General features: G+C 67.2%; 20 protein-coding genes. 11 read left to right on the plus strand and 9 right to left on the minus strand.

Annotation, left to right across the window (positions count from 1 at the left end; genetic code table 11):
• Positions 1–10 precede the first annotated feature (10 nt).
• The 6 genes from GR303_RS01320 to GR303_RS01345 all read right to left on the minus strand — a co-directional run bounded on the left by GR303_RS01320 (position 11) and on the right by GR303_RS01345 (position 7,647).
• Positions 11–916 carry a hypothetical protein gene (locus GR303_RS01320; protein WP_161721601.1) on the minus strand — a complete coding sequence of 302 codons (906 nt, stop codon included), beginning with the start codon at positions 914–916 and terminating at the stop codon, positions 11–13.
• 133 nt (positions 917–1,049) lie between these two features.
• Complete coding sequence (gene rnd / locus GR303_RS01325; RefSeq protein WP_161721602.1) at positions 1,050–2,204, minus strand: ribonuclease D; 1,155 nt, start codon at positions 2,202–2,204, stop codon at positions 1,050–1,052.
• Positions 2,205–2,550: 346 nt separating this feature from the next.
• Positions 2,551–4,716: an ABC transporter transmembrane domain-containing protein gene (locus GR303_RS01330; RefSeq protein ID WP_201751846.1), complete on the minus strand. Its 2,166-nt coding sequence runs from the start codon at positions 4,714–4,716 to the stop codon at positions 2,551–2,553.
• Complete coding sequence (locus GR303_RS01335; protein ID WP_210254015.1) at positions 4,713–5,948, minus strand: HlyD family efflux transporter periplasmic adaptor subunit; 1,236 nt, start codon at positions 5,946–5,948, stop codon at positions 4,713–4,715. Before GR303_RS01335 ends, GR303_RS01330 begins: the two co-directional genes overlap by 4 nt.
• A 520-nt stretch (positions 5,949–6,468) precedes the next feature.
• Positions 6,469–6,849, minus strand: coding sequence for a hypothetical protein (locus tag GR303_RS01340; RefSeq protein ID WP_246205306.1), 381 nt, complete (start codon positions 6,847–6,849; stop codon positions 6,469–6,471).
• A 330-nt stretch (positions 6,850–7,179) separates the two neighbouring features.
• The gene (locus tag GR303_RS01345) at positions 7,180–7,647 is read right to left on the minus strand and encodes a hypothetical protein (protein WP_161721604.1); all 468 of its coding nucleotides are present in this window, start codon (positions 7,645–7,647) and stop codon (positions 7,180–7,182) included.
• A 207-nt stretch (positions 7,648–7,854) separates the two neighbouring features.
• Here GR303_RS01345 and GR303_RS01350 point away from each other — a divergent pair, with 207 nt between their 5' ends.
• The 6 genes from GR303_RS01350 (at position 7,855) to GR303_RS01375 (ending at position 14,168) form a co-directional block, all read left to right on the plus strand.
• Positions 7,855–8,271: a GNAT family N-acetyltransferase gene (locus tag GR303_RS01350; RefSeq protein WP_161721605.1), complete on the plus strand. Its 417-nt coding sequence runs from the start codon at positions 7,855–7,857 to the stop codon at positions 8,269–8,271.
• 98 nt (positions 8,272–8,369) lie between these two features.
• Positions 8,370–9,155, plus strand: coding sequence for a DUF2189 domain-containing protein (locus GR303_RS01355; RefSeq protein ID WP_161721606.1), 786 nt, complete (start codon positions 8,370–8,372; stop codon positions 9,153–9,155).
• An 810-nt stretch (positions 9,156–9,965) separates the two neighbouring features.
• Positions 9,966–11,774 (plus strand): aspartate--tRNA ligase, encoded by a 1,809-nt coding sequence (aspS, locus tag GR303_RS01360; protein WP_161721867.1) that lies wholly within the window; start codon positions 9,966–9,968, stop codon positions 11,772–11,774.
• A complete protein-coding gene (locus tag GR303_RS01365) occupies positions 11,774–12,208 on the plus strand; it encodes a hypothetical protein (RefSeq protein WP_161721607.1) in 435 nt (144 codons plus the stop codon). The genes aspS and GR303_RS01365 overlap by 1 nt, the downstream gene beginning before the upstream one ends.
• Positions 12,202–13,074: a glycosyltransferase family 2 protein gene (locus GR303_RS01370; protein ID WP_161721608.1), complete on the plus strand. Its 873-nt coding sequence runs from the start codon at positions 12,202–12,204 to the stop codon at positions 13,072–13,074. The genes GR303_RS01365 and GR303_RS01370 overlap by 7 nt, the downstream gene beginning before the upstream one ends.
• Complete coding sequence (locus GR303_RS01375; protein WP_161721609.1) at positions 13,071–14,168, plus strand: acyltransferase family protein; 1,098 nt, start codon at positions 13,071–13,073, stop codon at positions 14,166–14,168. Before GR303_RS01370 ends, GR303_RS01375 begins: the two co-directional genes overlap by 4 nt.
• On the opposite strand, the gene GR303_RS01380 is transcribed toward GR303_RS01375, so the two are convergent.
• Positions 14,140–14,760 (minus strand): CatB-related O-acetyltransferase, encoded by a 621-nt coding sequence (locus tag GR303_RS01380; RefSeq protein ID WP_161721610.1) that lies wholly within the window; start codon positions 14,758–14,760, stop codon positions 14,140–14,142. The two genes, GR303_RS01375 and GR303_RS01380, sit on opposite strands and share 29 nt — an antisense overlap.
• A 96-nt stretch (positions 14,761–14,856) precedes the next feature.
• Between GR303_RS01380 and GR303_RS01385 the strand changes: the two genes are divergently transcribed.
• The gene (locus GR303_RS01385; RefSeq protein WP_161721611.1) at positions 14,857–17,160 is read left to right on the plus strand and encodes an NADP-dependent malic enzyme; all 2,304 of its coding nucleotides are present in this window, start codon (positions 14,857–14,859) and stop codon (positions 17,158–17,160) included.
• A 170-nt stretch (positions 17,161–17,330) separates the two neighbouring features.
• On the opposite strand, the gene GR303_RS01390 is transcribed toward GR303_RS01385, so the two are convergent.
• Both GR303_RS01390 and erpA read right to left on the minus strand, forming a co-directional pair.
• A complete protein-coding gene (locus tag GR303_RS01390) occupies positions 17,331–19,190 on the minus strand; it encodes a hypothetical protein (protein ID WP_161721612.1) in 1,860 nt (619 codons plus the stop codon).
• Positions 19,191–19,266: 76 nt separating this feature from the next.
• Positions 19,267–19,593 (minus strand): iron-sulfur cluster insertion protein ErpA, encoded by a 327-nt coding sequence (gene erpA, locus GR303_RS01395; protein WP_161721613.1) that lies wholly within the window; start codon positions 19,591–19,593, stop codon positions 19,267–19,269.
• 94 nt (positions 19,594–19,687) lie between these two features.
• Here erpA and GR303_RS01400 point away from each other — a divergent pair, with 94 nt between their 5' ends.
• From GR303_RS01400 to nagZ, 4 genes are all read left to right on the plus strand, one after another.
• A complete protein-coding gene (locus tag GR303_RS01400; RefSeq protein WP_161721614.1) occupies positions 19,688–20,896 on the plus strand; it encodes a deoxyguanosinetriphosphate triphosphohydrolase in 1,209 nt (402 codons plus the stop codon).
• A gap of 198 nt (positions 20,897–21,094) precedes the next feature.
• Entirely contained in the window at positions 21,095–22,855 is a 1,761-nt protein-coding gene (argS, locus tag GR303_RS01405; protein ID WP_161721615.1) for an arginine--tRNA ligase, read from the plus strand.
• Between the two features lie 107 nt (positions 22,856–22,962).
• Complete coding sequence (locus GR303_RS01410; protein WP_161721616.1) at positions 22,963–24,390, plus strand: SPOR domain-containing protein; 1,428 nt, start codon at positions 22,963–22,965, stop codon at positions 24,388–24,390.
• Between the two features lie 58 nt (positions 24,391–24,448).
• On the plus strand, positions 24,449–25,468 hold the full coding sequence (gene nagZ / locus GR303_RS01415) for a beta-N-acetylhexosaminidase (protein ID WP_161721617.1): 1,020 nt from the start codon (positions 24,449–24,451) through the stop codon (positions 25,466–25,468).
• Positions 25,469–25,505: the final 37 nt, after the last annotated feature.

Genomic DNA, 25,505 nt, shown 5'->3' on the forward strand with positions numbered 1-25,505 from the left:
GTCAACGGCATCACTGAGCGTGCAGGAGTTCCTTGGCGTATTTTACCGCGTCCTCCAAAGCCTGCGCTCTCAGCTCGCTCAGCTGCTTCTTCGGGTCGTCGAGGAACTTGGAACGGGCCTCGTTTTCGATCTCGGGCCTGCAGATGTCGAGCATCATCGTAATGAGCTTCTCCTGATCGACGAGCTGACCCTCGCGCAGGGAGCTGGCAGCCCGCAGGCAGGCCTGGGGCGAATGCAGGCCAGAGTCCGGAGCTTTCGAGGCCGGCACTGCCGTTGCAGGCGAGGCTTGGCGGGATTCGGTCTTCGCCGACGCTCTTGCCCGGACAGCCGAGGCGACAACGTTGCGCTTGACCACGTCTCGAAGCTCATCGCGAAGATTGCTGGGGGCAGGCCCCTTCAACCGCGACAGCTCGACAGCGGCATCCAGAGCCGCTTGAACCTCCTTGTTGCAGATCGTCATCGCTGCGCCTGCCAGCACCTCGGCTCCTTCGGAGGAGGCAACGAGGCTGGCCAGCTCATTGCTGGTGCAGGCATACATGCGGTCCCGCAACAGGTCTCTCGTCCTTTCGGCTTCCTCGATGCGTTTTCTCAGGACGAGGTTCGCCTCCTCGACCTCGGCAGCACGGCGGGCAAACGCATCCTTGAGCCTAGCGGTAATCGCACGGGGAAGATCGTCGAGGTAGGGACCTCTGAAGAAAGTCGCGCCTGTGCCGGGTCCATAAAGACGGTCGTGAACGTCGATCATGGTGGCAGCGGCGGCGGTGCAGGAATCCCTGACGGTGTTCAGGGCATCGTACCAGCGCCCTTCCCGGGCGAGATCAAGGCTCGTCGTGTTCGTTCCGATTGCCTGGGCATAGCAATCTGTCGCAGCACGCACATAGGGCAGGTGAACCCTTCTCTTCTGCTGCTCCGTCATCTCCTGTCCGAAAGCAGGAAATGCGAGGAGGAGAGACAGTGCTGCAATGAGTTTTGCGCCGAGATTCATGCCGTGCCAGCCCTAGGACAATAAGCTAGCACACATCCATACCAAGTCGAGGCTGCTAGCCGTTTTAGTCAATCTCCCTCAGCCTCACCCGCCCGCGCTCGAGCACCAGCCCGAGTTGGCCGTTCTTGAGCGCCAGGGCCTTCTCGCCGAACAGCCTGCGGCGCCAGCCGTGCAGGGAAGGCACGTCCGCATCGTCGCTGTCGGCGATGGCCTCCAGCTCCTCGACGGTGGCGATGATCTTGGGCGCCACGCCCTCCTGCTCGGCCACCGCCTTGAGCAGCACCTTCAGGAGGTCGACCACCGAGCCGGTGCTGTTGCGGCCGCGGCTGCGCTCCGGCAGGGGGATCGTGGCGGGATCGCGGGCGAGCGCCCGCTCCACGGCCTCCAGGATCTCGCCGCCGGTGCGGGAGCGCTCGAAGCCGTTGGGGATGGTGCGCAGGCGGCCGAGCGCCTCCACGCTGCGCGGGGCGGCGGTGGCGATGTCGATGATCGCGTCGTCCTTCAGGATGCGCCCGCGGGGCACGTCGCGGCTTTGCGCCTCGCGCTCGCGCCAGGCGGCGATCTCCATGAGCACCGCGATCTCGCGCGGCTTGCGCAGGCGCCCGGCCAGCCGGCGCCAGGCATTGTCGGGGTCGGCCTGGTAGGTCTCCGGCGAGGTGAGGATCGACATCTCCTCGGCGAGCCATTCGAGTCGGCCGTTCCTCTCGAGCTGGGCCACCAGGCCCTCGTAGACCTTCACCAGGTGGGTGACGTCGGAGAGCGCATAGGTGAGCTGCGCGTCGGTGAGGGGGCGGCGCGACCAGTCGGTGAAGCGGGAGGACTTGTCGATCTTCGCCTTGGCGAGGTCGTTGACGAGCTGCTCGTAGGACACGGAGTCGCCGTAGCCGCAGACCATGGCGGCGACCTGGGTGTCGAACAGGGGCTCGGGCACGATGCCGCCGAGATTCCAGATGATCTCCAGGTCCTGCCGGGCCGAGTGGAAGACCTTCACCACGTTCCGGTCTGTCATGAGCGCCATGAACGGCTCCAGGCTCATGCCCTCGGCGAGCGGGTCGACGAGCACCGCATCGGCCGGATCGGGCCCTGCCATCTGGATCAGGCAGAGCTTGGGATAATAGGTGGTCTCGCGCAGGAATTCCGTGTCGACGGTGACGAACGGGTGCTGGCTGAGGCGGCGGCAGGCGGCGGCCAGGGCGTCGGTGGAGGCAATCAGGTCCATGGGGCGTTCATAACGCATCCTGGAATGGCCCGCGAGTCCGTCGTCCAGCGATCCACCGCTTGCTCCGGGGCCTATACAGCCATGCAGGTTGACTTGGCCCCATAAATGATTGTTATCATATAACACTGGCTCCTTGCCAGGGAATGCCGATACGGCATCCAAACCATCAGGGGGAGGTCTTCATGAAGACCATGATCGTAATGAACACCGACGAGACTCCGGTCGAGCTCAGCGAGAAGGAACTCGCCGAGGTCGGCGGCGGCCGCCGGATCATCCTCTACTAAGTCCTTGCCGGCCGTGCCGGCGTGGGGACGGGCGCAGTCTCAGGGCTGCGCCCTTTTTCGTGTCAGCCCCGTCCGAGGCTGGAGGAGTGCCGCGCCGCGTCCGCGAAGGCGAGCGTCTCGCCGTCCAGCGGCGGGGAGACCCGGCCCTCGCGCAGCACCACGATCCGGTCGGCGGCGCGGATCGTCTCGGGGCGGTGAGCGATGACGATGCGGGTGATCTTCAATTCCGCCAGCGCCCGGTTCACCTCCCGCTCCTTGTCGAGGTCGAGGCTCGACGTGCCCTCGTCCATGAACAGCATGCGCGGGCGGCGGTAGAGGGCGCGGGCCAGGAGCACCCGCTGGCGCTGCCCGCCCGAGAGGGTGGTGCCCATGTCGCCGATGAGCGTGTTGTAGTTCATGGGCATCGCCATGATCTCGTCGTCGATCCCGGCGATGCGCGCGCAGTCGCGCATCCAGTCGAGGTCGATCCGCGCATCGAAGAAGCAGATGTTCTCGGCGATGGACCCTGAGAGCAGCTGATCGTCCTGCATCACCACGCCGATCTGCGAGCGGAAGGCCTGGATGCCGAAATGCGCGATCGGCGTGCCGTCGATGAGCACTGCGCCCTCCAGCGGCTTGAACAGGCCGAGCATGATCTTGAGCAGCGTGGTCTTGCCGCCGCCGGACGGGCCGGTGACGGCCACGAACTCGCCGGCTTCCACCTTCAGGTTCACGCCCGAGAGCACCTCCGGCTCCGTGTCCGCATAGCGGAAGCTCACGCCCTTGAGCTCCACCGCACCCTGGATCGGCCGCGCCACGAGGCTCTCCCCGTGCCGGTCCTGCTCGCGCTCCGCGAGCGCGATGTCGGAGAGGCGGTCGAGGTGCAGGTCGAGCATGCGGTACTGGATGCCGGTCTCGATCAGGTTGGTGGCCTTGGAAAGGAACTGCTCCTTGTAGGCCATGAAGGCGTAGAGCATGCCGATGGTCATGTCGTTCGCCATGATGGCCTTGGCGCCGAGCCAGACCACGAGCACGTTCTCGATGCCGTAGATCAGGTCGTTCGCGGTCCTGAAGCCGATGGTGAGGCGGCCCTGGCGGATGGCACGGCTGATCGAGGCGGCATAGCGGTTCTGCCACACGGCCTCCCGGTCGGCCTCCCGCCCGAAGATCTTGATGCTCTGGATGGCGCGGGCCGTCTCGATGAAGGTGGTCTGCTCCTTGGCCGCAGCCTCGATCATCTCCTCCTGCCGCTGGCGCAGAGCACGGTAGAGGGCAAAGCGTAAGATGGCGTAGAGCGCCAGCGCCGCGAACACGATGCCCGAGAGCGCCGGGCTGTAGATCAGGATCATCGCGAGCGTCAGCGTCGCCATCACCCCGTCCACCAGGGCCGCCACCAGCCCTTCCGAGACCAGCCGCTGGATCGGCTCCGCCGAGCGGAAGCGCGAGACGAGATCGCCGATATGGCGCTTCTCGAACCAGCTCAACGGCAGGCGCACCAGATGGTGGAAGAGGTTGGCGCCCATCTGGAAGTTGAGCGCGCCGCTCAGGAACAGCAGCACGTGCGAGCGCAGCCACTCGGCGCCCACATGGATCAGCATGAGCAGGCCGAAGCCCAGCGCCAGCGCGGTGAGCAGGCCTCCGTCGCCCTTCATCACCGCCTCGTCCACGGCGAGCTGCATGTAGAAGGGCGCGGCCAGCACCACGAGCTGCAGCACGGCGGAGAGCACCAGCGCCTGGGCGAGCGCCCGCTTCACCCCGCGCATCCGGCCCCAGAGGGCGGTGAGGCTCAACCGGGAGGTCTCCTTCTTGCGCTCGAAGGATTCCGTCGGCGTCAGCTCCAGGGCAATGCCGGTGAAGTGATGCCCGACCTCCTCGAAGGTCAGCGTGCGCACGCCCAGCGCCGGATCGTGGATCACGACCTTGCGGGCGCCGACCTCTTTCAGCACCACGAAGTGGTTCATGTCCCAGTGCAGGATGCAGGGCAGCTTGATCTTGCCGAGCTGCGCGGGCTCGAGCCTCAGGCCCCGGCCCGTCATGCCCAGCCGCTGGCCCATCACCAGCACGTCCTTGAGGGTGACGCCCTTGAGCGAGATCGAGAACAGGCGGCGCAGCGCCATGAGGTCGACCTCGCGCCCGTGATAGGTGGCGATCATCGCGAGACATGCGAGACCGCATTCGGCGGCCTCGGACTGGATGATCGCCGGCAGGCGAGGGGAGCCGAAATAATCGAGCGTGGCGGAGAGCTTCACATCCGCCCCCTCACGCTGATGAGCGGCTCGAAGAGCCAGGCGACGAGAGAGCGGCCCTCCAGCACGATGTCGGCCTTGAGGGTCATGTCGGGCTGCAGCGGCACCTCGCGCCCGAAGGCATCGACGGCCTGCCGGTCGAGGCGCACGGTGACGCGGTAGGCGGGCTCCGTCAGGGTGGTCCTGCCGATGATCTCATGGGGCGAAAGCACCGCCTGCGAGACCGTCTCGACCGAGCCACTGATCGTGCCGAAGCGCTGGTACGGGAAGGCATCGACCATGAGCCGCACCCGCTGGCCGGGCTCGACGAAGCCGATGGCCCGGCTCGGCACGAAGAGTTCCGCGAGCAGGCTCGCCCCGTCGGGGAGCAGGGTCAGCAGCGGCTTGTTGGGATCGACGATCTGGCCGGGGGAGGCCTGCAGCGCGGTGACGCGGCCGGCGATGGGGGCTGCGATCACCTGCGCCCGCTGGCTTTCCGCCTCGGCGCGCTGGCGCTCCCGGTCGGCGAGGCTGAGGCGCAGCTGCGCCAGGCGCTCCGCCTGCTGGACCGGCAACTGCTCGCGCTGGAGCAGGGTTTGGCCGAGCTCCTTCTCGGCGGCGGCCATGTCCCGGTCGATCTCGGCCACGGACTGGCGGCGGGCCAGCAGCGCCTCGTCCTGCTCCTGCAGGGCGGCGCGGGTGCTGTGGCCCTGCTCGGCGAGGCGGGCGACGGTGGCCCGCCGCTCCTCCGTCACCTGCACGCGCTCGGCCATCAGCCTGCGCTGGGCGGCGAGCGCGTCCCGCTCCGCCCGGACGGAGGCGATGGCCGCGTCGAGCCGCCGGATCTCGTTCGCGGTCCGGGCGGGGTCCGCCTCGATCTGCTCCTTCAGCACCCGGATCTGGGTGTCGAGGGAGGCGAGAACCGCCGCATCGAGGGTGCCGCCGGCCTCCAGGCCCTGCCGGGAGGCCACCGTGAAGAGGGGCTGGCCCGCCGCCACCCTGTCGCCTTCCCGGACCTTGAGCTCCGTGACCACGCCGCCGCGCAGCGCCGCGACCCGCACCGCGCCGCCCGCCGCGACGAGGGCGCCGCCCGCAGTTTCCTTGCGGGCATATTCGGCCGTGCCGAGAAACAGGGCGATCGCCCCCATGCAGGTCAGGATGAAGCCGCCGAGAAGCTGCCAGGAGAGCGGCGCAACGGCCAGCGACACGGACGAGTGCTCGCCCGCGGCTGCCGCAACGGCCTGTGGCCGGAACAAGGACCCCTGGGCCACCCCAACCCCCGACGCAACATTGTTATGGGACTATGTTGCAGAAAGGGCCGGTCGGCACAAGGGAGAGAGAAGGCGAGGGAGCCGGCCCGGCTCTTCTGTCGCAGAAGAGGGTAAACCCGCGCGAGCGCTCACGATATCTTCCCTCCCCCTTGCGGGGAGGGCCAGGGTGGGGGTGTCGGCGCTGACCTGGACAAGCGTGGCGCAGGTTCACCTCTCCCCGGATCTCGGGTGTTCCCGAGATCCGTTTCTGGGGCGCAGGTCGGGAACACCCGACCTGCGGCGGGGAGAGGTCGAGCGAACGCGAGGGTGAGGGGGAGAGCGGGTGCCGGAGAGGGCTGTAACCCCTCACCCGGACCTGACGGTCCGACCTCTCCCTCAGGGAGAGGTGAAACGGCGCCAAACATTCACAGGCTATCGCTCACACCCCCACCTCCCCAAGGGGGGAGGAGAGGTGCCCGCGCCTGACAGGCCGGGCTTCCCGGATGAGAATGTCTCGCCGGATCCGCTATGCCCCGGCCTGCACGCGGGCGAGGTGCCGCTTGCGCGCCTTGGCCTGCCGCTCGGCGAGCTTCATGAGCCAGTCGAGGATGTTGTGCTCGACCACGAGCCCCGTCTCCGCATCCTCCAGGCGCTGGATCCGGTCGACCCGGAAGCCGCGGTAGCCGTCCTCGGTGAGGATGTCGATGCCGCCCAGAAGCATCTTGCCCGGACCCACCTTCAGCTCGCGCGCCAGCACCCAGCGCCGGGTGGCATTGCCGGCCTGGTCCACATAGTCGAGCTCCAGCGCGCCCTCCAGCGGATAGACGTGCCAGGCGCCCTCGATCCGCTCCTCGACGGGAGCGTTCCGGGCCGGCTTCAACAGGGATGTCGCAAAGGTGGTAACCATAGGAAGAATATGGGGTTTCACCCTTTGTTCCGCAAGGATTTCGGGGGTGCTGGGGGGCAGAAAGTCGCTTGGAAAAGATGACCTTTAATCGTTCGACGCTTAGCGCTTAGAACTGTGGTGACGTTCTATAATCGTCAGACAAGCCAAGCCGATCGCTGAGGCAAGCAGCACCGCTGCCCAAAAGGTCGACCAAAGGCCCGAATAAGCAGTCATCAGCCGCGCCCCTGTCGGCTCAGGCAGCATCGCCGGAAGGATCGTGAGCCCAGCAGAGAGATAGAGAGCGGCATAGACCGCCCACCAGATCCGCTTCAACCGATTGCGCCCGGGCACTCAATCACCTGCTCTGTCTTGGATTAGAGCAGAAGGGCCTCCGCTGGAATCCTTCGGATTGAGCGGGGTTTCCTGACGTAATCTGACTCTGATGAATTCGATGAAAGCAGGCGTGAGCACGAAGAGAATACCCAACTTTCCAGCTTCGGAAACGGAAAGACTTGTATGATAGCCGAGCAGCCCGAGCGAAAGAATATAGGCAATGGCTGCTATCCCTGTGTGCTTGAACACCCGGTTCTCATCCATATCATCAAGGCCTTCTCTGGAGCCGGCTAGGCCGCCTTTTAGGGACCCCCACACCAGCAAAAACAAGAGTACTATGGCGATGAACAAGCCAATCAGGGGAGGAGGCTCATAGACATGCTTCTCAAATTGTCGAATCCAGAAAAACGAAAGTAGTGCAATCGGGAATGCTGCCCGCTTGAAGCGTCCGATGTTGCGCGAGGGCAGTGTTAGATGCTCGGCCACGCCGCTAGTCCCTACAAATATCTATAATAATATATCATAAAATTGCTGGTCGTGATAGTCTTTCTCCACGAGTTGAGAGTTTCCATGCTGTCGTCAGGCGAGTTCTGTTTGGCCTGGACCGTCTTGCAAGCAGATAGGGGATTTCTTCCCTGCTATTCCGACTCAATCCTCTTCTTTAGGAAGGTTATTGAGTTTGTAAGATACAGCATGCAGATCGAGGTTCTCGAGGAGGCTAACCCGCCCGGCGCAGAGGACGTGACGGCCGGCTTGCGCGCTCACGTGATCGAGAAGACCGGCCCCTTGCCGTTGATCCCCCTGACCCTGCTCCTGCGGGACGACGAGAACCGGGTGCGCGGCGGCATCCGGGGCGCCATCGCCCTGTGCTGGCTCCAGGTGGACCATTTCTGGATCGACGAGGCCCTGCGCGGGCAGGGTTACGGCTCCCGCCTGCTCGACATGGCGGAGGAGGCCGCCCGGACCCACGGCGCCATCGGCGCGCAGCTGACCACGTCGACCTTCCAGGCGGAGGAATTCTACCGGAAGCAGGGCTATGCCGAGATCGGCCGCCTGAAGGACCGCCCGCCCGGCCACGACCGGATCTGGATGGCCAAGCGCTGGGGCTGAAGGCCAGGGGCTTAAGGGCTCTTCCTGAGTCGACCGCTGCCGCTTGAAGGACATAGGATCCCGAGGCGCCGAAGGTCGGATCGGGAAGGAGCGGTCGCATGAGCGAGGAAGCACACCCCACCGCACCGGCCCTGCGCCGGGAGCCGGCGATCCGCAGGATCAGGCGCGCCGATCTCGTGGATGCCTTTGCGGCGGGGCTGCGGGACTTTCAGGCCCATCCGGCCTTCGGGCTGTTCTTCGGCGGCGTCTATGCCCTCGGCGGGGTGGCGATCCTGGCCTGCGCCTTCCTGTGGGACCTCGTCTATCTCGTCTATCCGCTGGCCTCCGGCTTCGTGCTGATCGGGCCCTTCGTGGCGGTGGGGCTCTACGAGGTCAGCCGGATGCGCGAGCAGGGGCAGGCGCCGACGCTCTCCGCCGTGTTCGGGGCGATCTGGGCGCAGGGCGGCAGGGAGCTCTCCTGGATGGCCTTCGTCACAATCTTCCTGTTCATCATCTGGATGTATCAGGTCCGCCTGCTGATCGCCCTGTTCTTCGGGCTCCACGGCATGCCGGCCGGCACCTTCCCGGGCGTGCTCTTCACCACGCCGGAGGGACTCGGCTTCCTGGCGGTGGGGCACGCGGTCGGCGCGGTCCTGGCCCTCGTGACCTTCTCCATCACCGTCGTCTCCTTCCCGCTGCTGCTCGACCGGGAGGTGGACTTCGTCACCGCCATGATCACCAGCGTGCGCGCCGTGGCGAGCAACCCGGCCGCCATGCTGGGCTGGGCTTTATGCGTCGTCCTTCTCCTCTTCGTCGCCGCCCTCCCGGCCTTCCTCGGCCTGATCGTGGTCCTGCCGGTGCTCGGGCATACGACGTGGCACCTGTATCGGAGGGTGGTGGGGTAGTTCGCTGCTCCTGTCCGTCATCACCGGCCTTGGTTTGGCGATCCCAATCGGTGAAGCCCGTATCTCCCTCCCCCCTTTGCGGGGGAGGGTGGCGAGCGGAGCGAGCCGGGAGAGGGGGAGTACTGGGTGAACACGGCCCCTCTCCCGGCCTGCTGTGCAGGCCACCCTCTCCCGCTGCGGGGAGAGGGCGAGGACGAGGGTTCGGGCCTGTGCAATGTTCTTACTTTGTTCTTGACTTTGTTCCCGACCTTGGCTATAGGTGGTGGCGTCCTGCCTCGCGAGGGACGCGCCCGAGGCGTCGGTTGCGGGGGCGGGATGCGGTTCCGGCCGCTGGCGGGAAGGACGTTGTCCCGTCATGCCGGGGCTCTGAGCGGAGGAGGAGGCGCAGGGCGGCTGTTCGGGCAGCGCCGTGGGCCTGGCCTCCCAAGCCTCGCCGGCACCGGTGCACCCGGGGCTGCGCATGACGGCGCCGTAAAGCTCTCTGAGGGTTCGTCCCTGATGGGCTGGAGCGCGAGGCTCAGGGCCGAAAAGCTGCGCGCGGGAGGCAAGGTGCTTCCCGTCCGGGCGGATCTCCCGTCCCGACCCGATCCTTCGCCCGCTCCGCCGGAGTGCAGCGAAGCAGCCTTGCCTCCCGCGCTTCCCTCAAAGCCGAACGAGACAAGTCACCACCAGCCGGCAGCCGCCACCCCAGACCGGGGAGGGAGCGCCCCCTCGCGGGCTCGATTTCAGCCTTCCGCCTTGACTTCCCCCGCCTCCCATGGATGTTGCGCCTCAAACCGAACCAGCAGGCCTTTTCCCATGTCCGCCTCCATGCACCGTTACCGTTCCCACACCTGCGGCGCGCTCCGCGAATCCGATGTCGGCGGGGTGGCCCGCCTGTCCGGCTGGTGCCATCGCATCCGCGACCATGGCGGCGTGCTGTTCATCGACCTGCGCGACCATTACGGCATGACCCAGTGCGTGATCGACCCGGATTCGGCCGCCTTCAAGATGGCCGAGACCGTGCGCTCGGAATGGGTGATCCGGGTCGACGGCAAGGTGCGCAAGCGCCCGGCCGGCACCGAGAACGCCGAGCTGCCCACCGGCATGGTCGAGGTCTACATCACCGACATGGAGGTGCTGGGCCCGGCGGCCGAGCTGCCGATGCCGGTCTTCGGCGACCAGGAATACCCGGAGGAGACCCGGCTCACCTACCGCTACCTCGACCTGCGCCGCGAGAAGCTGCACGCCAACATCATGAAGCGCGGCGCGATCATCAACTCCTTGCGCACCCGCATGCAGCAGAGCGGCTTCTTCGAGTTCACGACGCCGATCCTGACCGCCTCCTCGCCGGAGGGCGCGCGCGACTTCCTCGTGCCCTCGCGCATCCATCCCGGCAAGTTCTACGCGCTGCCGCAGGCACCGCAGCAGTTCAAGCAGCTGATCATGATCTCCGGCTTCGACCGGTACTTCCAGATCGCCCCCTGCTTCCGCGACGAGGACCCGCGCGCCGACCGCCTGCCGGGCGAGTTCTACCAGCTCGACGTGGAGATGAGCTTCGTCACGCAGGAGGACGTGTTCCAGGCCATGGAGCCCGTGATCCGCGACACCTTCAAGGAGTTCGCGGACGGCAAGCCGGTCACCGAGACCTTCCCGCGCATCCCGTATTTCGAGGCCATGCTGAAATACGGCTCCGACAAGCCCGACCTGCGCAACCCGCTCGTCATCGCCGACGTGTCGGAGGTGTTCACCCGCGAGGACGTGACCTTCAACGCGTTCAAGAACGTGATCAAGTCCGGCGGCGTGGTGCGCGCGATCCCGGCGCCGGGCGCCGCCTCCCAGCCGCGCTCCTTCTTCGACAAGCTCAACGACTGGGCCCGCACGGAAGGCGCGCCCGGGCTGGGCTACATCGTGTTCGAGGAGGAGGGCGGCCAGATCATCGGCAAAGGCCCCATCGCCAAGTTCATCCCTGAGGCAGCCCAGGCCGCCATCCGCGAGAAGGCCGGCATCAAGGCGGGCGATGCGGTGTTCTTCTCCGCGGGCGCGGAGGACAAGGCGGCCTCGCTCGCCGGCAAGGCGCGCACCCGCATCGGCGACGAGCTCGGCCTCATCGACAAGGACCGCTTCGAGTTCTGCTGGATCGTCGACTTCCCGCAATACGAGTGGAACGAGGACGAGAAGAAGATCGACTTCTCCCACAATCCGTTCTCCATGGCGAACTACGACCACGACGCCTTCATGGCGCTCGACCCGTCGGACAAGGACACGATCCTCAAGATCACGGCCTTCCAGTACGACATGGTCTGCAACGGCTACGAGATGGCCTCAGGGAGCATCCGCAACCACCGTCCCGACCGGATGGTCAAGGCCTTCGAGATCGCCGGCTACGGCGAGAAGGAGGTCATGGAGCGGTTCGGCGGCATGTACCGCGCGTTCCAGTACGGCGCGCCGCCCCACGGCGGCATGGCCGCGGGCGTGGACCGCATCGTGATGCTGCTCTGCGGCGCGCAGAACCTGCGCGAGATCACGCTCTTCCCCATGAACCAGAAGGCGGAGGACCTGCTGCTCGGCGCGCCCTCCGACGTGACGCCCAAGCAGCTGCGCGAGCTCCACATCCGGCTGAACCTGCCGGAGAAATGATGCGCTCGGCTCTCTGCCTCGGCCTGATGCTCGCCGCTGCGCCCGCCCTTGCGGAGGACTGGCCTCCCAGGATCGGCGCGGAGCTTGCCGAGCGCCGGGCCCATTGCAGGGAGAGCGGCGGCGAGGCGCGGATCGCAGGCCCGTTCCTGCGCCGGATCGATCTCGACGGCGACGGACGCGACGACTTCGTCATGGACGATGCGGGCTTTCGCTGCTCGAAGGGAGCGCCGCTCCATTGCGGCTCCGGCGGATGCCAGGTCCAGGTCTTCCTCGGCGGCGGGACGGATGCGCGCCCGGTCTTCGCCGAGCTGGCGCAGAAGGCCGTGCTGAAGGGCAGGGTGCTGGAGCTCTCGCAGCGCCGCGGCATGCCGGCGATCGTCGTGCGGTTCGAGCGCGGCTGCGCCATCCGCTCCGATGGGGAGCGCACTTGCTAGGCTCCCCCGTCACCGCCATCGTCGTCGCGTTCGACAGCGCCCATGCGCTGCCCGAATGTCTCGGTGCGCTGGCCGCGGACGCTGTGCCGGCGATCGTGGTCGACAACGCCTCGGCGGACGACAGCGCCGCCATCGCCGAAAGGCACGGGGCGCGGGTGATCCGCAACGCCCGCAACGAGGGCTACGGCCGCGCCAACAACATCGGCGCGCGCGCGGCCGAGACCGAGTTCGTGCTGATCGTCAATCCGGACTGCATCGTGGGGAAGGGCGCCGTCGCTGCGCTTCTCGATGCGGCGCGGCGCTATCCCGATGCGGCGCTCCTCGCGCCGCGGATCGTCGAGCCCGACGGTCGCGTGTTCTTCCAGCCGCGCTCCCTGCTCTCGCCCTATCTGCACAACCGGCAGGGCAGGCGCGTTCTGCCCGAGGGCGAGGCCTGCGCGCCGTTCTTCTCCGGCGCCTGCTTCCTCATGCGCCGCGAGATCTTCCACGCGCTCGGCGGCTTCGACGAGAACATCTTTCTGTTCTACGAGGATGACGATCTCTGCCGCCGCGTGGCGGATTCCGGCGCCGCTCTGGTCTACGTGCCGCAGGCTCTGGTGCGCCATGGGCGCGGCCGCTCCAGCGGCGACAAGCCCGGGCGCGTCTTCACCTCCCGCTGGCACCAGGCCTGGTCGAAGGCCTATGTGAGCCGCAAGTACGGCCTGCCCGATCCGGCGCCCGGCATGTTCGCCGTCAATGCGCTGAAGGCGGCGGGCGCGAGCCTGACCTTCCGGCGGAAACTGATCGAACGGTATGCCGGCTCCGCCGCGGGAGCCCTGGCTTTTCTGAAGGGCAGGACGGCCCTGGAGCGCGAGAGAGTGTCATGAGAGTGCCTGCATTCCCGAACCGCGCCCCCAGCGTGTCCGATGCCCTGTCGCAGGAGGCCAACAACTTCGCCATCATCCGCCTTGCGCTGGCCCTGGCCGTCGTGGTCTCGCACGCCTTCAGCGTCACCACGGGCGCCGTTGCCGACGAGCCGCTCTTCGCCTCCACCGGCTTCACGCTCGGCGAGCACGCGGTGAACGGCTTCTTCGCCATCTCCGGCTTTCTCGTCACCATGAGCTTCGACCGGCGCGGCTGGCGCGATTATGCCATCGCCCGGACGCTGCGCATCGCGCCCGGCCTCGTCGTGGCGGTCCTCGCGGTGTCGCTCCTCCTCGGCGCCGCGATGACCAGGCTGCCCTTGGGCGAGTATCTCGAGAGCCCGGCCCTGCGCCGCTTCATCCAGTCGACGCTCCTGAGCTTCAAGAGCAACAACGCGCTTCCCGGCGTGTTCGCCGACAATCCCTTCAAGTTCCCCATGGGCACCGTGTGGACGCTGAAATACGAGGTCATGTGCTACACGGGCGTGTTCGCGCTCGGCCTCGTCGGGCTCCTGCGCTCCCGCATGGCCGCCATCGCCCTTCTGCTGGGACTGGCTCTCGGCCTCGCGGGGCTCGACTTCTTCCGTCCCGACGCACCGAAAGGTGTGGAGACCGCGCTGCGCCTGCCGCTGATCTTCGCCCTCGGCGGCGCCCTCTACGTGTGGCGCGACCGCGCCCGCCTGTCGGGCCTCCTCGTCGCGGCGCTGGCCCTCGCCACCTGGCTGGGCGCCGGAACCTTCCTGTACAAGACGCTGCTCTTCACCGGCTCCGCTTACGGCATCCTGTGGCTCGCCCTCTCGCCCGCGCTCACCCGCTTCGCCTATGAGCCCAGGGCGGACCTGTCCTACGGCACCTACCTCTATGGCTGGCCGATCCAGCAGAGTCTCCACGCGCTCTGGCCGGGCGCTTCGGCCTGGGTGCTGCTGGCGCCTTCGCTGGCGATCACGCTGCTGGTGGCGGCCCTGTCCTGGATCCTGGTCGAGAAGCCGGCGCTCGGGCTGAAGGCCAGGGCCCTCGGCCGCCGGACCCTCAAGACTGTTGAGCCCGCAGCACCCTGACGGCGGCGATCAGCTCGCGGATCCGGTCGCTCTGCAGCAGCGGGATGAGGGTGGCGATCTTCTCCCGCGGCAGGTTCCACCATTGCACCTCCAGGAGGGCCGCGATGGTCTCCTCGTCGAAGCGGTAGCGGATGATCCTGGCCGGGTTGCCGCCGACGATGGCATAGGGCGGCACGTCCTTTGTCACGACCGCATGGGCGGCGACCACGGCGCCATGCCCCACGGTCACGCCCGACATGATGATCGCCCCGGAGCCGAGCCAGACGTCATGCCCGATGGTCACGTCGCCCCGGGAGGAGTGGTAATCGTCGCTTCGGGGCGCCGAGGGCCAGAGCTCGCGGAAGGCGGAAAACGGATAGGTGGTGCCCCAGTCGGTGCGGTGGTTGCCCCCGAGCAGGATCTCCACCTTGTCGGCGATCGAGCCGTAGCGGCCGATGGTGAGCTTCCGGCCCGACTCGGGGAAGCGCACCTTGGGCTTGCCGTAGGTGAACTCGCCGATCTCGTAGCCGTAGCGGGCGATTCCCTTGGCGAGGTGGAGCCGCGTCTGGTTGTGCGGGTTGCGCCAGTTTTTCAGGCGATGGCCAAGTTTCATCGTGGCAGCCCTGCGGGAGAAGAACATTGACGGCAGGGGGGAAGCGCGCGCACAAGAACCTCCGAAGCGTTTTGACCGGTGCAAGGAGCGTCAGGGATGGGAGAGAGCATCTCGCAGGATCTGAAATCGGGAGCGATGTTCTACCATCAGCATCCTCGTCCCGGAAAGCTCGAGATCCAGCCCACGAAGCCCCTCGGCAACCAGCGTGATCTTGCCCTGGCCTATTCGCCCGGCGTGGCGGCCCCCTGCGAGGCCATCGCCGCCGATCCGGCTCAGGCCGCCAACCTCACCTCCCGCCAGAACCTGGTGGCCGTGATCTCCAACGGCACCGCCGTGCTGGGCCTCGGCGACATCGGCCCGCTCGCCTCCAAGCCCGTGATGGAGGGCAAGGCCGTCCTGTTCAAGAAATTCTCCGGCATCGACGTGTTCGACATCGAGATCGCCGAGAAGAACGTGGACAAGCTGGTCGAGGTGATCGCGGCCCTCGAGCCCACCTTCGGCGGCATCAACCTCGAGGACATCAAGGCTCCCGAATGCTTCGAGGTCGAGGAGCGGCTGAAGGCCCGCATGGGCATCCCGGTCTTCCACGACGACCAGCACGGCACCGCCATCATCGTGGGCGCCGCCGTGATGAACGCGCTGGAGCTTGCCGGCAAGCGGATCGAGGAGGTGAAGATCGTCACCTCCGGCGCCGGCGCGGCCGCGCTCGCCTGCCTCAACCTTCTGGTGTCCCTCGGGGCGAAGCGCGAGAACATCTGGGTCACCGACATCAAGGGCGTGGTCCACGAGGGCCGCAACGAGCTCATGGACCGCTGGAAGCAGGTCTATGCGCAGGATACCGACGCGCGCACCCTCGACGACGTGATCGCGGATGCGGACGTGTTCCTCGGCCTCTCCGCCGGCGGCGTGCTCAAGCCCGAGATGCTGGCCAAGATGGCCCCGCGCCCGCTCATCATGGCGCTCGCCAATCCTTACCCTGAGATCATGCCGGAGGAGGCGGAGGCCGCGCGCCCCGACGCGATGATCTGCACGGGGCGCTCGGACTACCCGAACCAGGTCAACAACGTCCTGTGCTTCCCCTACATCTTCCGCGGCGCCCTGGATGTGGGCGCCACCACCATCAACGAGGAGATGAAGGCCGCCGCCGTGAAGGCCATCGCGGGCCTTGCCCGCGAGGCGCCCTCCGAGGTGGTGGCGCGCGCCTATGGCGGCGAGGCGCATCCCTTCGGCCGCAAGTCCCTGATCCCGAGCCCGTTCGATCCGCGCCTGATCCTGCGCATCGCCCCCGCCGTGGCGAAAGCCGCCATGGAGTCCGGCGTCGCCACGCGTCCGCTCGCCGACCTGGAGGCCTATGCGGAATCCCTGAGCCGTTTCGTCTTCCGCTCCGGCTTCATCATGAAGCCGCTGTTCTCGCAGGCGAAGGCCGATCCGAAGCGCGTGATCTATGCGGAGGGCGAGGACGAGCGGGTGCTGCGCGCCGTGCAGGTCATCGTCGAGGAGGGCATCGCCCGGCCGATCCTGATCGGACGCCCCAACGTGGTCGAAGCGCGCATGAAGCGCTTCGGCCTCTCGATGACCATCGGCCAGCATTTCGAGCTGGTGAACCCTGAGGACGATCCGCGTTATCGCGACTACGTCGCCTCCTATGTGGAGGCTGCGGGCCGCAAGGGCATCACGCCGGATGCGGCGCGCACCCTCGTGCGCACCAACTCCACCGTCATCGGCGCGCTGGCCGTGAGGCGTGGGGATGCGGACGCGCTCATCTGCGGCCTCGAAGGCCGCTTCCAGTCGCGCCTCAAGCACATCAAGGACATCATCGGGCTGGCTCCCGGCGTGAACGAGATGGCCGCCCTGTCGCTGGTGATCACCTCGAAGGGGGCCTACTTCCTCGCCGACACCCATGTGCAGTTCGACCCGACCGCCGAGCAGATCGCCGACATGACGATCGCCTGCGCGAGCCACGTGCGCCGCTTCGGCATCGAGCCCAAGATCGCGCTCCTGTCCCATTCGGATTTCGGCGCGGCCGACAGCCGCTCCGCTCTGAAGATGCGCGACGCGCTGGCCTGCATCAACGAGCGTGCGCCGGATCTCGAGGTCGACGGCGAGATGCAGGCGGATACCGCTCTGTCGCAGATGCTGCGCGACCGGGTGAATCCGAATTCGCGCCTGACGGGCGAGGCGAACGTGCTGATCATGCCGAATCTGGACGCCGCCAACATCGCGTTCCAGTTCACCAAGATGCTGGCGGATTCGCTTCCCGTCGGCCCGATCCTCATCGGCCCGGCCAAGCCCGCCCATATCCTGACCCCGTCGGTGACGGCGCGCGGCATCGTGAATCTCACGGCCATCGCGGTCGTCGAGGCGCAGGCGTCGGAGCAGGATCAGCCGATGCTGATTTGAGGGTTTAAGAACGCAATTCTGTCATTCCGGGGCTGCGCAGCAGAGCCCGGGATCCATAACCGCTAACGGTGCAGAACAAGGCGCGACGTGGATCGCCAATGTCTGAGCTGCTGTGGTTATGGATCCCCGCCTTCGCGGGGATGACACCTAAGGCGAAAAGGGAGGCAGCCTCACTCCGCCTTCGCCGTGATGTTCAGCTTGTCGAGCATCGCCTTCGGGTCGGGGGCCAGCATGGCGTCCATCACGCCGAAGCCCGAGGGGTTCTTCGGCTGCGCATCCACCGTGAGCTTGCCGGGATTCGCGATGAACCGGGCGACGGCGGCTCCGAGCGTCCTGGCCTGCTCCGAGCCGCCGAGAAGGGAGGAGAGCACGGCGGGCGCTGCGGCCGCATAGACCTGCTGCAGGGCTTCGGGCTTCGTCTTCTGCTCCTTGGCGGCCTTGGCGAGGTAGCGCATCAGCAATCCCCGGTCCTCAAGCGTCACCTGCGCCGCCTTGGCCTTGGCTCCGATCAGGGCCGCGGCTGCGGTCGCCTGGTCGGCGCTGAACAGGTCCTTGCTCACCTGGCCGATGGTTCCCGTCAGCGAGAGGCTGCCCATGTCGAGAACCTCGAGGGAAACCTCCTCCAGGGCGATCTCGCTCGATGCCTCGTTCCAGGTCGCGGACACGGCATAGGACGTGTCGATGCTCCTGTAGCCCAGAGCGGCAAGCTCCCTTAGGGCATCGTCGTTGCTGCCTGAAACGACCGGGATGACCCCGTTGCGCATGGCGAGCCGGACCTTGGTCGGAATGCCGTTGACGGGCCTGTCGGCTGTCACCTCGACATCCTTGACGGTCAGCTTCACCCGCTCGCTCGTCTTGCTCTCCTTCTTGAGCACGTCCACGTCCAGGTCCGAGACGCGCAGGGTTCCCAGGGTCGGGATCAGGCTGCGCATCGTGGCATGGTCGAGATCGTCGAAGCTCTTGCCCTGGAGGTTTTTCAGGCCGTCGATGGTCTGCCGAAACGAGAAGCCGGTGACGCTGAAGGAACCGAGCTTCATGCGGTTCTCCTTGTCGGAGAACTCGAGGCCCTCGAAACGCATGTCCGCCGGCCGGGTCTCCGTGCCGCCGGTATAGGCGATGCGGGCGATGCGAGCCTGGCCCTGCGAATCCTTGGCTTTTGACTCCGTCGTGATGCCGGCGGCCTCCATGAAGCCGATCTGGAACGCGTCGAGGAAGTCGGCCATGGCGGGCAGGAGGCGCGCCTGGTCCTCCTGCGAGAGATCCTGGCGCTCGCCCATCTCGGTAAGGAGAGCCATGGTGCCGCTCCAGGAATCCTTCGTCGGACGCGCGAGGAAGTCGCGGCCGCCGAGGCGGGCGATCTTGAAGGTGATGCCCTCCCGGCTGTCCTCCATCTGCACGTTCTCGAGCGAGAACGCCCCGTAGATCTTGGCCAATGGAGCGGAGGGGCCCTCGGCCTTGGCCTCGTAGAGCCGTGCCATGGCCGCCAGGTCGGTCTCGCTCAGGGTCGTCCGGCCGCCGGTGATCACGACCTTGTCCTTGGTGCCCGACGATTCCATGGCCATCCCCTCGATCAGGGTCGAGGCGATGCGGCCCTGGGAGACGTCCGTCAGCACCGTGTTCCGGTAGGTGGTCGTCTGGACCTCCTTGCCCAGGGTCTGCTTCACCTGCGCCTCGGGAATCGTGACCTGCTTCGCGCCGACGCGCCGGAGCCTGTTTTCCATCGGCTCCGTCGAGGTGGAGGAGAACAGGGCCTCGATCTCGGCCCGGGACGAGGTGACGCCCGAGAACTCGATGCGCTTCGCCTCGAAGGCGGTGCGGCCGAAGGTGAGGCGCACGTTCTCTAGGCTGAAGCTGTCGGCGGATTGCGCGAAGGCGGCGCTCCAGAGCGGAACCCTGACGGCTCCGACCGCGATGCGCTGGCTGTCCTGGCCGACGGCCAGGTCACGAAGAATGGCCGGTTCGACCGAGAGAGCGGCCGAGCCTGCAAGGAGAGCGAAGGCGCAGACGCCTGCACGATACCGAAAAGTCATTGTTTCTCCCAAGGCCGGCCGATCCGGCGGAGCCAGTCTTAGCCTAGGGCGGCCCGGTTGGGGAGAGTAGGGTGTTCTACAACGAGAACGAGGTGCCGCAGCCGCAGGAGGCGGTGGCGTGCGGGTTCTCGATCCTGAAGGACTGGCCGATCAGGTCGTCCACGAAGTCGATCACGGAGCCGTCCATGTACTGGATCGAGACCTCGTCCACCACCACGGTCGCCCCGTCCTTCTCGATGACGAGGTCGTCCGCCTGCCGGGTCCGGTCCACATCGAAGGCGTATTGGAAGCCCGAGCAGCCGCCTCCGTTGACGCTGATTCTCAGGTGCGAGCCGGCGGGCTCCGAGGCCATGATCTCGTTGATGCGGCGGGCGGCGCGGTCTGTCAGGGTGATAGCGGTCATGGGCACTTCCAGTCCTCGTGAGGACGTAATTCTTGCATAGCCTGTCAAGAGCAAGGTAAGTGCGCCCTGACAAGGCTTCAACCCGGGGAAATGTGTGCAGCCCTTTGGCGAGAGATGGCGAGCCCCTTATGCCTGCGATCCATGGGGAAGCCGCGGGCGGCTGTTCCCTGAGGCCGTCTCACCGACCCGCAGCGAGTTCCAGCGCGACCGGGACCGGATCATCCACTCCTCGGCCTTCCGCCGCCTCAAGCACAAGACCCAGGTCTTCGTCTATCACGAGGGCGACCATTTCCGGACCCGGCTGACCCACACCATCGAGGTGAGCCAGATTGCCCGGGCGCTGGCCCGGTCCCTTGGGCTCGACGAGGATCTGGCCGAGGCGCTGGCGCTCTCCCACGACCTCGGCCACACGCCCTTCGGCCATACGGGCGAGGATACGCTCGACGAGTGCATGGCGGATTTCGGCGGGTTCGACCACAACGCCCAGGCCCTGCGGGTCGTCACCCGCCTGGAGAGGCGCTACGCGGAATATGACGGGCTGAACCTGACCTGGGAAACCCTGGAGGGGCTGGTCAAGCACAACGGGCCCCTCCTCGACGCCGGGGGCGGGCCGACCCTGCGCTACGCCGCTCGCGGAGTGCCCCTGGCGATCCTCGAATACAACGCCCAGCAGGACCTGGAACTCGCCACCCACGCCGGCGGCGAGGCTCAGGCCGCGGCGATCGCCGACGACATCGCCTATGACGCGCACGACATCGACGACGGCCTCAGGGCCGGGCTGTTCCGGATCGAGGATCTGCGCGAGGTGCCGTTCCTGAACGAGCTCCTCGCCGAGATCGACGCCCGCTACCCGGGGCTCGACCTCTCGCGCCGGATCCACGAGCTGACCCGGCGCGTGATCACCCGCTTCGTGGAGGACGTGGTGGCGGAAGGCGACCGCCGAATCGCGGCCCTGTCCCCGCGGACGGCCGACGACATCCGGGGGGCAGGGGAGACGGTTGTCTGCTTTTCCAAGCCCATGACGGAGGCGGATGCCTCGATCAAGCGCTTCCTCTACGCCCGCATGTACCGCCACCCGGACGTGATGCGCGTCCGCGCGCAGGCCGACGACGTGCTGCGGGACCTGTTCCGCCGCTTCAAGGCCGAGCCGGAACTGATGCCGGAGGAGTGGCAGACCGATCTGCCGAGAGACGACGAACCGCGCCTGGCCCGGCGGGTGGCGGATTACATCGCCGGCATGACGGACCGATATGCGATCCTCGAACACCGGCGCCTGTTTGACGTGACGCCGGACTTGCGTTAGGCGCGGCTCAGTCTTTTTAAAGCCTTGAAACGCAACCCTCATCCTGAGGAGCCGCGAAGCGGCGTCTCGAAGGAGGGTCCAGAGAGCACTGGAGACGCCCTCGTCCTTCGAGACGGCCTGCCGGCCTCCTCAGGATGAGGGCTCAGGAAGCGTTTTCCGGCTGCGGTCGGGCCGTGGCGCCCAATTGAGATGAGTACCATGAACATTTTCGGGCTGTTCGAGAAGCGGGTTGCGGATGCGCTTGGCCGGTTGGCCGAGGAGGGTAAGATCCCGGCGGGGCTGGACGTCAGCCGCGTCGTGGTCGAGCCTCCGCGCGACCCGTCTCACGGCGATCTGGCCACCAATGCCGCCATGGTGCTGGCCAAGGAGGCGCGCATGAACCCGCGCGCCCTGGCCGAGCTTCTCACCGCCGATCTCGAGACCGACCCGCGCGTCACCAAGGTCGAGGTGGCCGGCCCCGGCTTCATCAACATCCGCCTTGCGCCCCAGGTCCTGCACGAGGTTCTCCGCGCAGCGGTGGTGGACGGCGCCGGTTTCGGCCGGAGCGGGCAGGGGGCGGGCGCCGCCGTCAACGTGGAATACGTCTCGGCCAACCCCACCGGCCCGATGCATGTGGGCCATTGCCGCGGCGCGGTGTTCGGCGATGCCCTCGCCGGGCTGCTCGATTTCGCCGGCTACAAGGTCACCCGCGAGTACTACATCAACGATGCCGGCGCGCAGGTCGATGTCCTCGCCCGCTCGGCCTACCTCCGCTACAGGGAAGCCCTGGGGCACGAAATCGGGGAGATCCCGGAAGGGCTCTATCCGGGCGACTACCTCAAGCCCGTCGGCGAGCGGCTCGCGAAGGAGCATGGCCGGAGCCTGCTCGACAAGCCGGAGGCCGAGTGGCTGCCGCTGGTCCGCGAGACATCCATCAACGCCATGATGGACATGATCCGCGACGATCTCGCGGTGCTCAACATCCACCACGACGTGTTCTTCTCCGAACGCTCCCTGCAGCAGGGGAATGGCGGTGAAGTCGCGAAGCTGATCAACGAGCTGAAAGCCCGCGATCTCGTCTATATGGGCCGGCTCCCGCCACCGAAGGGCCAGAAGGACGAGGATTGGGAGGACCGGGAACAGCTCCTGTTCCGCGCCACCGCCTTCGGCGACGAGGTGGATCGCCCGCTCCTGAAGTCGGACGGCTCCTACACCTACTTCGCCTCCGACATCGCCTATCACCGCTCCAAGTTCGAGCGCGGCTTCGCCACCATGATCGACGTGTGGGGGGCCGACCACGGCGGCTACGTCAAGCGCATGCAGGCGGCCGTGAAGGCGGTCTCGGATAACCAGGCCGATCTCGACGTGAAGCTCTGCCAGCTCGTGAAGCTTTTGCGCGGCGGCGAGCCGGTGAAGATGTCGAAGCGCTCGGGCGACTTCGTCACCCTGCGCGAGGTGGTCGACGAGGTGGGGCGGGACGCCACCCGCTTCATGATGATCTTCCGCAAGAACGATGCGACCCTGGACTTCGACCTCGCCAAGGTGGTCGAGCAGTCCAAGGACAACCCGGTCTTCTACGTCCAGTACGCCCATGCCCGCTGCGCCTCGGTGTTCCGGCAGGCGGCCGAGGCGTTCCCGGGAGCGGATCTCTCGGCCTCCCAGCTCGGGAAGGCCGATCTCTCGATCCTGAGCGACGAGGCGGAAATGGAGATCGTCCACCGCATTGCCCAGTTCCCGAGGATGATCGAGGCGGCGGCTCAGGCTCACGAGCCGCACCGGGTCGCGTTCTACCTCTACGATCTGGCGAGCGCGTTCCATAGCTTATGGAACAAGGGCAAAGACTTGCCGCAATTACGCTTTGTTAATCTAACTGATAAAGATTCAACACAAGCGAGGCTCGCTCTCGTGCATGCCCTCAAGGGCGTGCTCGCATCTGGTCTCGCAATCCTGGGCGTTACGGCACCTGACGAAATGCGATAGTGTTTCCCGAAGCGGATCAATCGCTTAGGGCGCTGTTGCCTCGGGTTCTGTCACGTCGTGCCGGCGGAGCAGCAGGTGCTCTTGTCGCGTAACTGGAGATCCGGCGCATGAGCGAATCAGTGAAGCCCCGTTTTGCCGTCGACCTCAGCGAGATCGAGCGGCAACTCGCCCAGGCGGGCACCCCGCAAACCCAGCATGGCTCCGCCGTGCGGAACGATCCGCTGGCGGAATTGGCCCGGATTGTGGGGCAGGACGACCCGTTCCAGTCCATTCTGGCTGCCGACGGTTCCGGCCGTCAGCGCCAGCAGGCCGCCTCGGCCGACGATCTTTTTGCCGTCCGCGACAATGTGACGCCTCTCTCCCGCGAGACCTCGGCGCGTCCTCAGCAGGCGGCTCATGCGGCATCCTCCCCGAACCTTGGCGGCTACGCGCCGAGCCAGGCCCGGGCCGAGCCGGCCTATGCGCCTCAGGGGGCTCCGCAGGCTCAGGATGCCTATGGCAACGGTGCCTACCCGCACGACTACTACCCCGATCAGGCGGATCAGTACGCGGACGATGGCTACGACATGGCGGACCGGATGGATTATCCGCCGGTGGAGAGGGCTTCCTCCCGCAAGGGGCCGATCGCCATTGCGGCCGTGGTCGGTGCCCTGGTGCTCGGCGGCGGCGGAGCCTACCTCGCGTCCGGCTCGGCCTCCATCACGGGCGGCGAGCCGCCGCTGATCAAGGCGAGCAACGAGCCGACCAAGATCCAGCCGCAGAACCCGGGCGGGGTCGAGATCCCCAACCAGAACAAGCAGATCTACGAGCGCGCCAGCCAGGACGCCGCGACCAAGGTGGTCAACCGCGAGGAGCAGCCCGTCGACGTGAAGCAGGCGGTGCGCATGAACGGCGGCGCCGTGGCCGACGCGACCGGCGGCACCGTTCCAGGCGGCACGGTCAAGCCGCAGCAGACGGCCAGCCTGAACCTCGGCGAGCCCAAGAAGGTCCGCACGGTCACGATCCGTCCCGATGGCACCGTGGCGGGAGAAGCCCCGGCCCCGCAGCCGGCGGGACCCGCGCCGATGGCCCTGCCGCCCCAGGCGACTTCCGCTCCGGCTCCGACCCAGACCGCCTCGGCCCAGCCCAGGCCTGCGGCCAGCACCCCCGTGGCTGCGCCGGCCACGCCGGCCGCAACGCCGAAGCCTGCTCCGGCGGCGGCAACTCCTGCCGCGGCCACGCCCGCTCCGCAGAAGGTGGCGGCCGTGCAGCCGACCGCGCCTGCGGCTCCGGCCGCCGCGGAGACGACCCCGACCGGCGGCTTCTCCGTGCAGTTGGGCCTTGCCAATTCCGAGGCGGCAGCCCAGGCCACCTTCGCGTCGTTCCAGCGCAAGTATTCCGACCTGGCGGGAATGCCGGCGATGATCCGCAAGGCCGAGGTGAACGGCAGCACCATCTACCGCGTCCGCGTCGGGCCGCTGTCGAAGGACGAGGCCTCATCCCTCTGCTCCAAGCTGCAGGGCCAGGGCGGCCAGTGCTTCGTCGCCAAGAACTGAGCAAGCTTGGCGGCCGAGATTTCTTGACCCTGCCGAGCAGGGGACGTAAGGCGCGGGTATGACCACCCGCGCCTTTATTGCCGGATGCTCCGGCCTTGAGCTCACCCCCGACGAGATCGCCTTTTTCAGGGAGGCGCAGCCGTGGGGCTTCATCCTGTTCCGCCGCAACGTGGACAGCCCCGAACAGGTGAGGGCGCTCTGCGCATCCCTGCGGGAGACGGTCGGGCGCGCGGATGCCCCGATCCTCATCGATCAGGAGGGCGGCCGGGTTCAGCGCATGGGACCGCCGCACTGGCCGAAATACCCCTCGGGCAGCACCTATGGCCGCCTCCACGCCAACGATCCCCTGGTGCAGCGCGAGCTCGCCCGGCTCGGAGCCCGCCTGATCGCCCACGACCTGCGCGCCGTCGGGATCACGGTGGACTGCCTGCCGGTCCTCGACGTGCCGTCGCCCGGCGCCCATGACGTGATCGGCGACCGGGCCTACGGCAAGAGCCCCGACCGGGTGGCCGTGCTCGGCCGGGCGGCCGCCGAGGGCCTGCTCGCCGGCGGCGTCCTGCCGGTGATCAAGCACATGCCGGGCCATGGCCGGGCCGGCGCCGACAGCCACCTGGCGCTTCCCGTCGTCGAGGCCTCCCGCGAGGAGCTCGAACGCCACGATTTCGCGCCCTTCCGCATGCTCACCGACATGCCCCTCGCGATGACGGCCCACGTGGTCTACACGGCCATCGACCCGGAGCGGCCCGCGACAACCTCCCGCATCGTCATGCAGGAGATCGTCCGCGGCCATATCGGCTATGACGGCCTGGTGATGACCGACGACCTGTCCATGCACGCCCTGTCCGGCTCCTTCCGGGAGCGGACCGAGGCCGCCTTCGCGGCAGGCTGCGACATGGCCCTCCACTGCAACGGCAGCATGGAGGAGATGACCGGCGTGGCCGAGGCCGCCCCGGTCCTGGAGGGCGACGGCCTGCGCCGCGCTACCGCTGCGTTAGCGCGCATCGCCCACGAGCCGGAGCCCCTGGATCCTGTGGATGCCAGGGCAAGGCTCGATTCTGCGCTTGCGGCGGTTGCCTAAAGCTTATGAAGCTTCCCAGCGGAGTGAGTTGAGTACG

Origin of the sequence: Microvirga arsenatis (assembly GCF_009910705.1) — a bacterium.
In the GTDB taxonomy this organism is placed as follows: Bacteria; Pseudomonadota; Alphaproteobacteria; order Rhizobiales; family Beijerinckiaceae; genus Microvirga; species Microvirga arsenatis.

What these genes read in the sequence shown, in the direction of transcription:
- argS (WP_161721615.1), top strand. Translation starts at nt 21,095, where the DNA reads ATGAACATTTTCGGGCTGTTCGAGAAGCGGGTTGCGGATGCGCTTGGC.
- GR303_RS01385 (WP_161721611.1), top strand. Translation starts at nt 14,857, where the DNA reads ATGGGAGAGAGCATCTCGCAGGATCTGAAATCGGGAGCGATGTTCTAC.
- GR303_RS01410 (WP_161721616.1), top strand. Translation starts at nt 22,963, where the DNA reads ATGAGCGAATCAGTGAAGCCCCGTTTTGCCGTCGACCTCAGCGAGATC.
- aspS (WP_161721867.1), top strand. Translation starts at nt 9,966, where the DNA reads ATGCACCGTTACCGTTCCCACACCTGCGGCGCGCTCCGCGAATCCGAT.
- GR303_RS01350 (WP_161721605.1), top strand. Translation starts at nt 7,855, where the DNA reads ATGCAGATCGAGGTTCTCGAGGAGGCTAACCCGCCCGGCGCAGAGGAC.
- GR303_RS01375 (WP_161721609.1), top strand. Translation starts at nt 13,071, where the DNA reads ATGAGAGTGCCTGCATTCCCGAACCGCGCCCCCAGCGTGTCCGATGCC.
- GR303_RS01365 (WP_161721607.1), top strand. Translation starts at nt 11,774, where the DNA reads ATGCGCTCGGCTCTCTGCCTCGGCCTGATGCTCGCCGCTGCGCCCGCC.
- erpA (WP_161721613.1), bottom strand. Translation starts at nt 19,593, where the DNA reads ATGACCGCTATCACCCTGACAGACCGCGCCGCCCGCCGCATCAACGAG.
- GR303_RS01340 (WP_246205306.1), bottom strand. Translation starts at nt 6,849, where the DNA reads ATGGTTACCACCTTTGCGACATCCCTGTTGAAGCCGGCCCGGAACGCT.
- GR303_RS01355 (WP_161721606.1), top strand. Translation starts at nt 8,370, where the DNA reads ATGAGCGAGGAAGCACACCCCACCGCACCGGCCCTGCGCCGGGAGCCG.
- GR303_RS01390 (WP_161721612.1), bottom strand. Translation starts at nt 19,190, where the DNA reads ATGACTTTTCGGTATCGTGCAGGCGTCTGCGCCTTCGCTCTCCTTGCA.
- GR303_RS01320 (WP_161721601.1), bottom strand. Translation starts at nt 916, where the DNA reads ATGACGGAGCAGCAGAAGAGAAGGGTTCACCTGCCCTATGTGCGTGCT.
- GR303_RS01380 (WP_161721610.1), bottom strand. Translation starts at nt 14,760, where the DNA reads ATGAAACTTGGCCATCGCCTGAAAAACTGGCGCAACCCGCACAACCAG.
- nagZ (WP_161721617.1), top strand. Translation starts at nt 24,449, where the DNA reads ATGACCACCCGCGCCTTTATTGCCGGATGCTCCGGCCTTGAGCTCACC.
- rnd (WP_161721602.1), bottom strand. Translation starts at nt 2,204, where the DNA reads ATGGACCTGATTGCCTCCACCGACGCCCTGGCCGCCGCCTGCCGCCGC.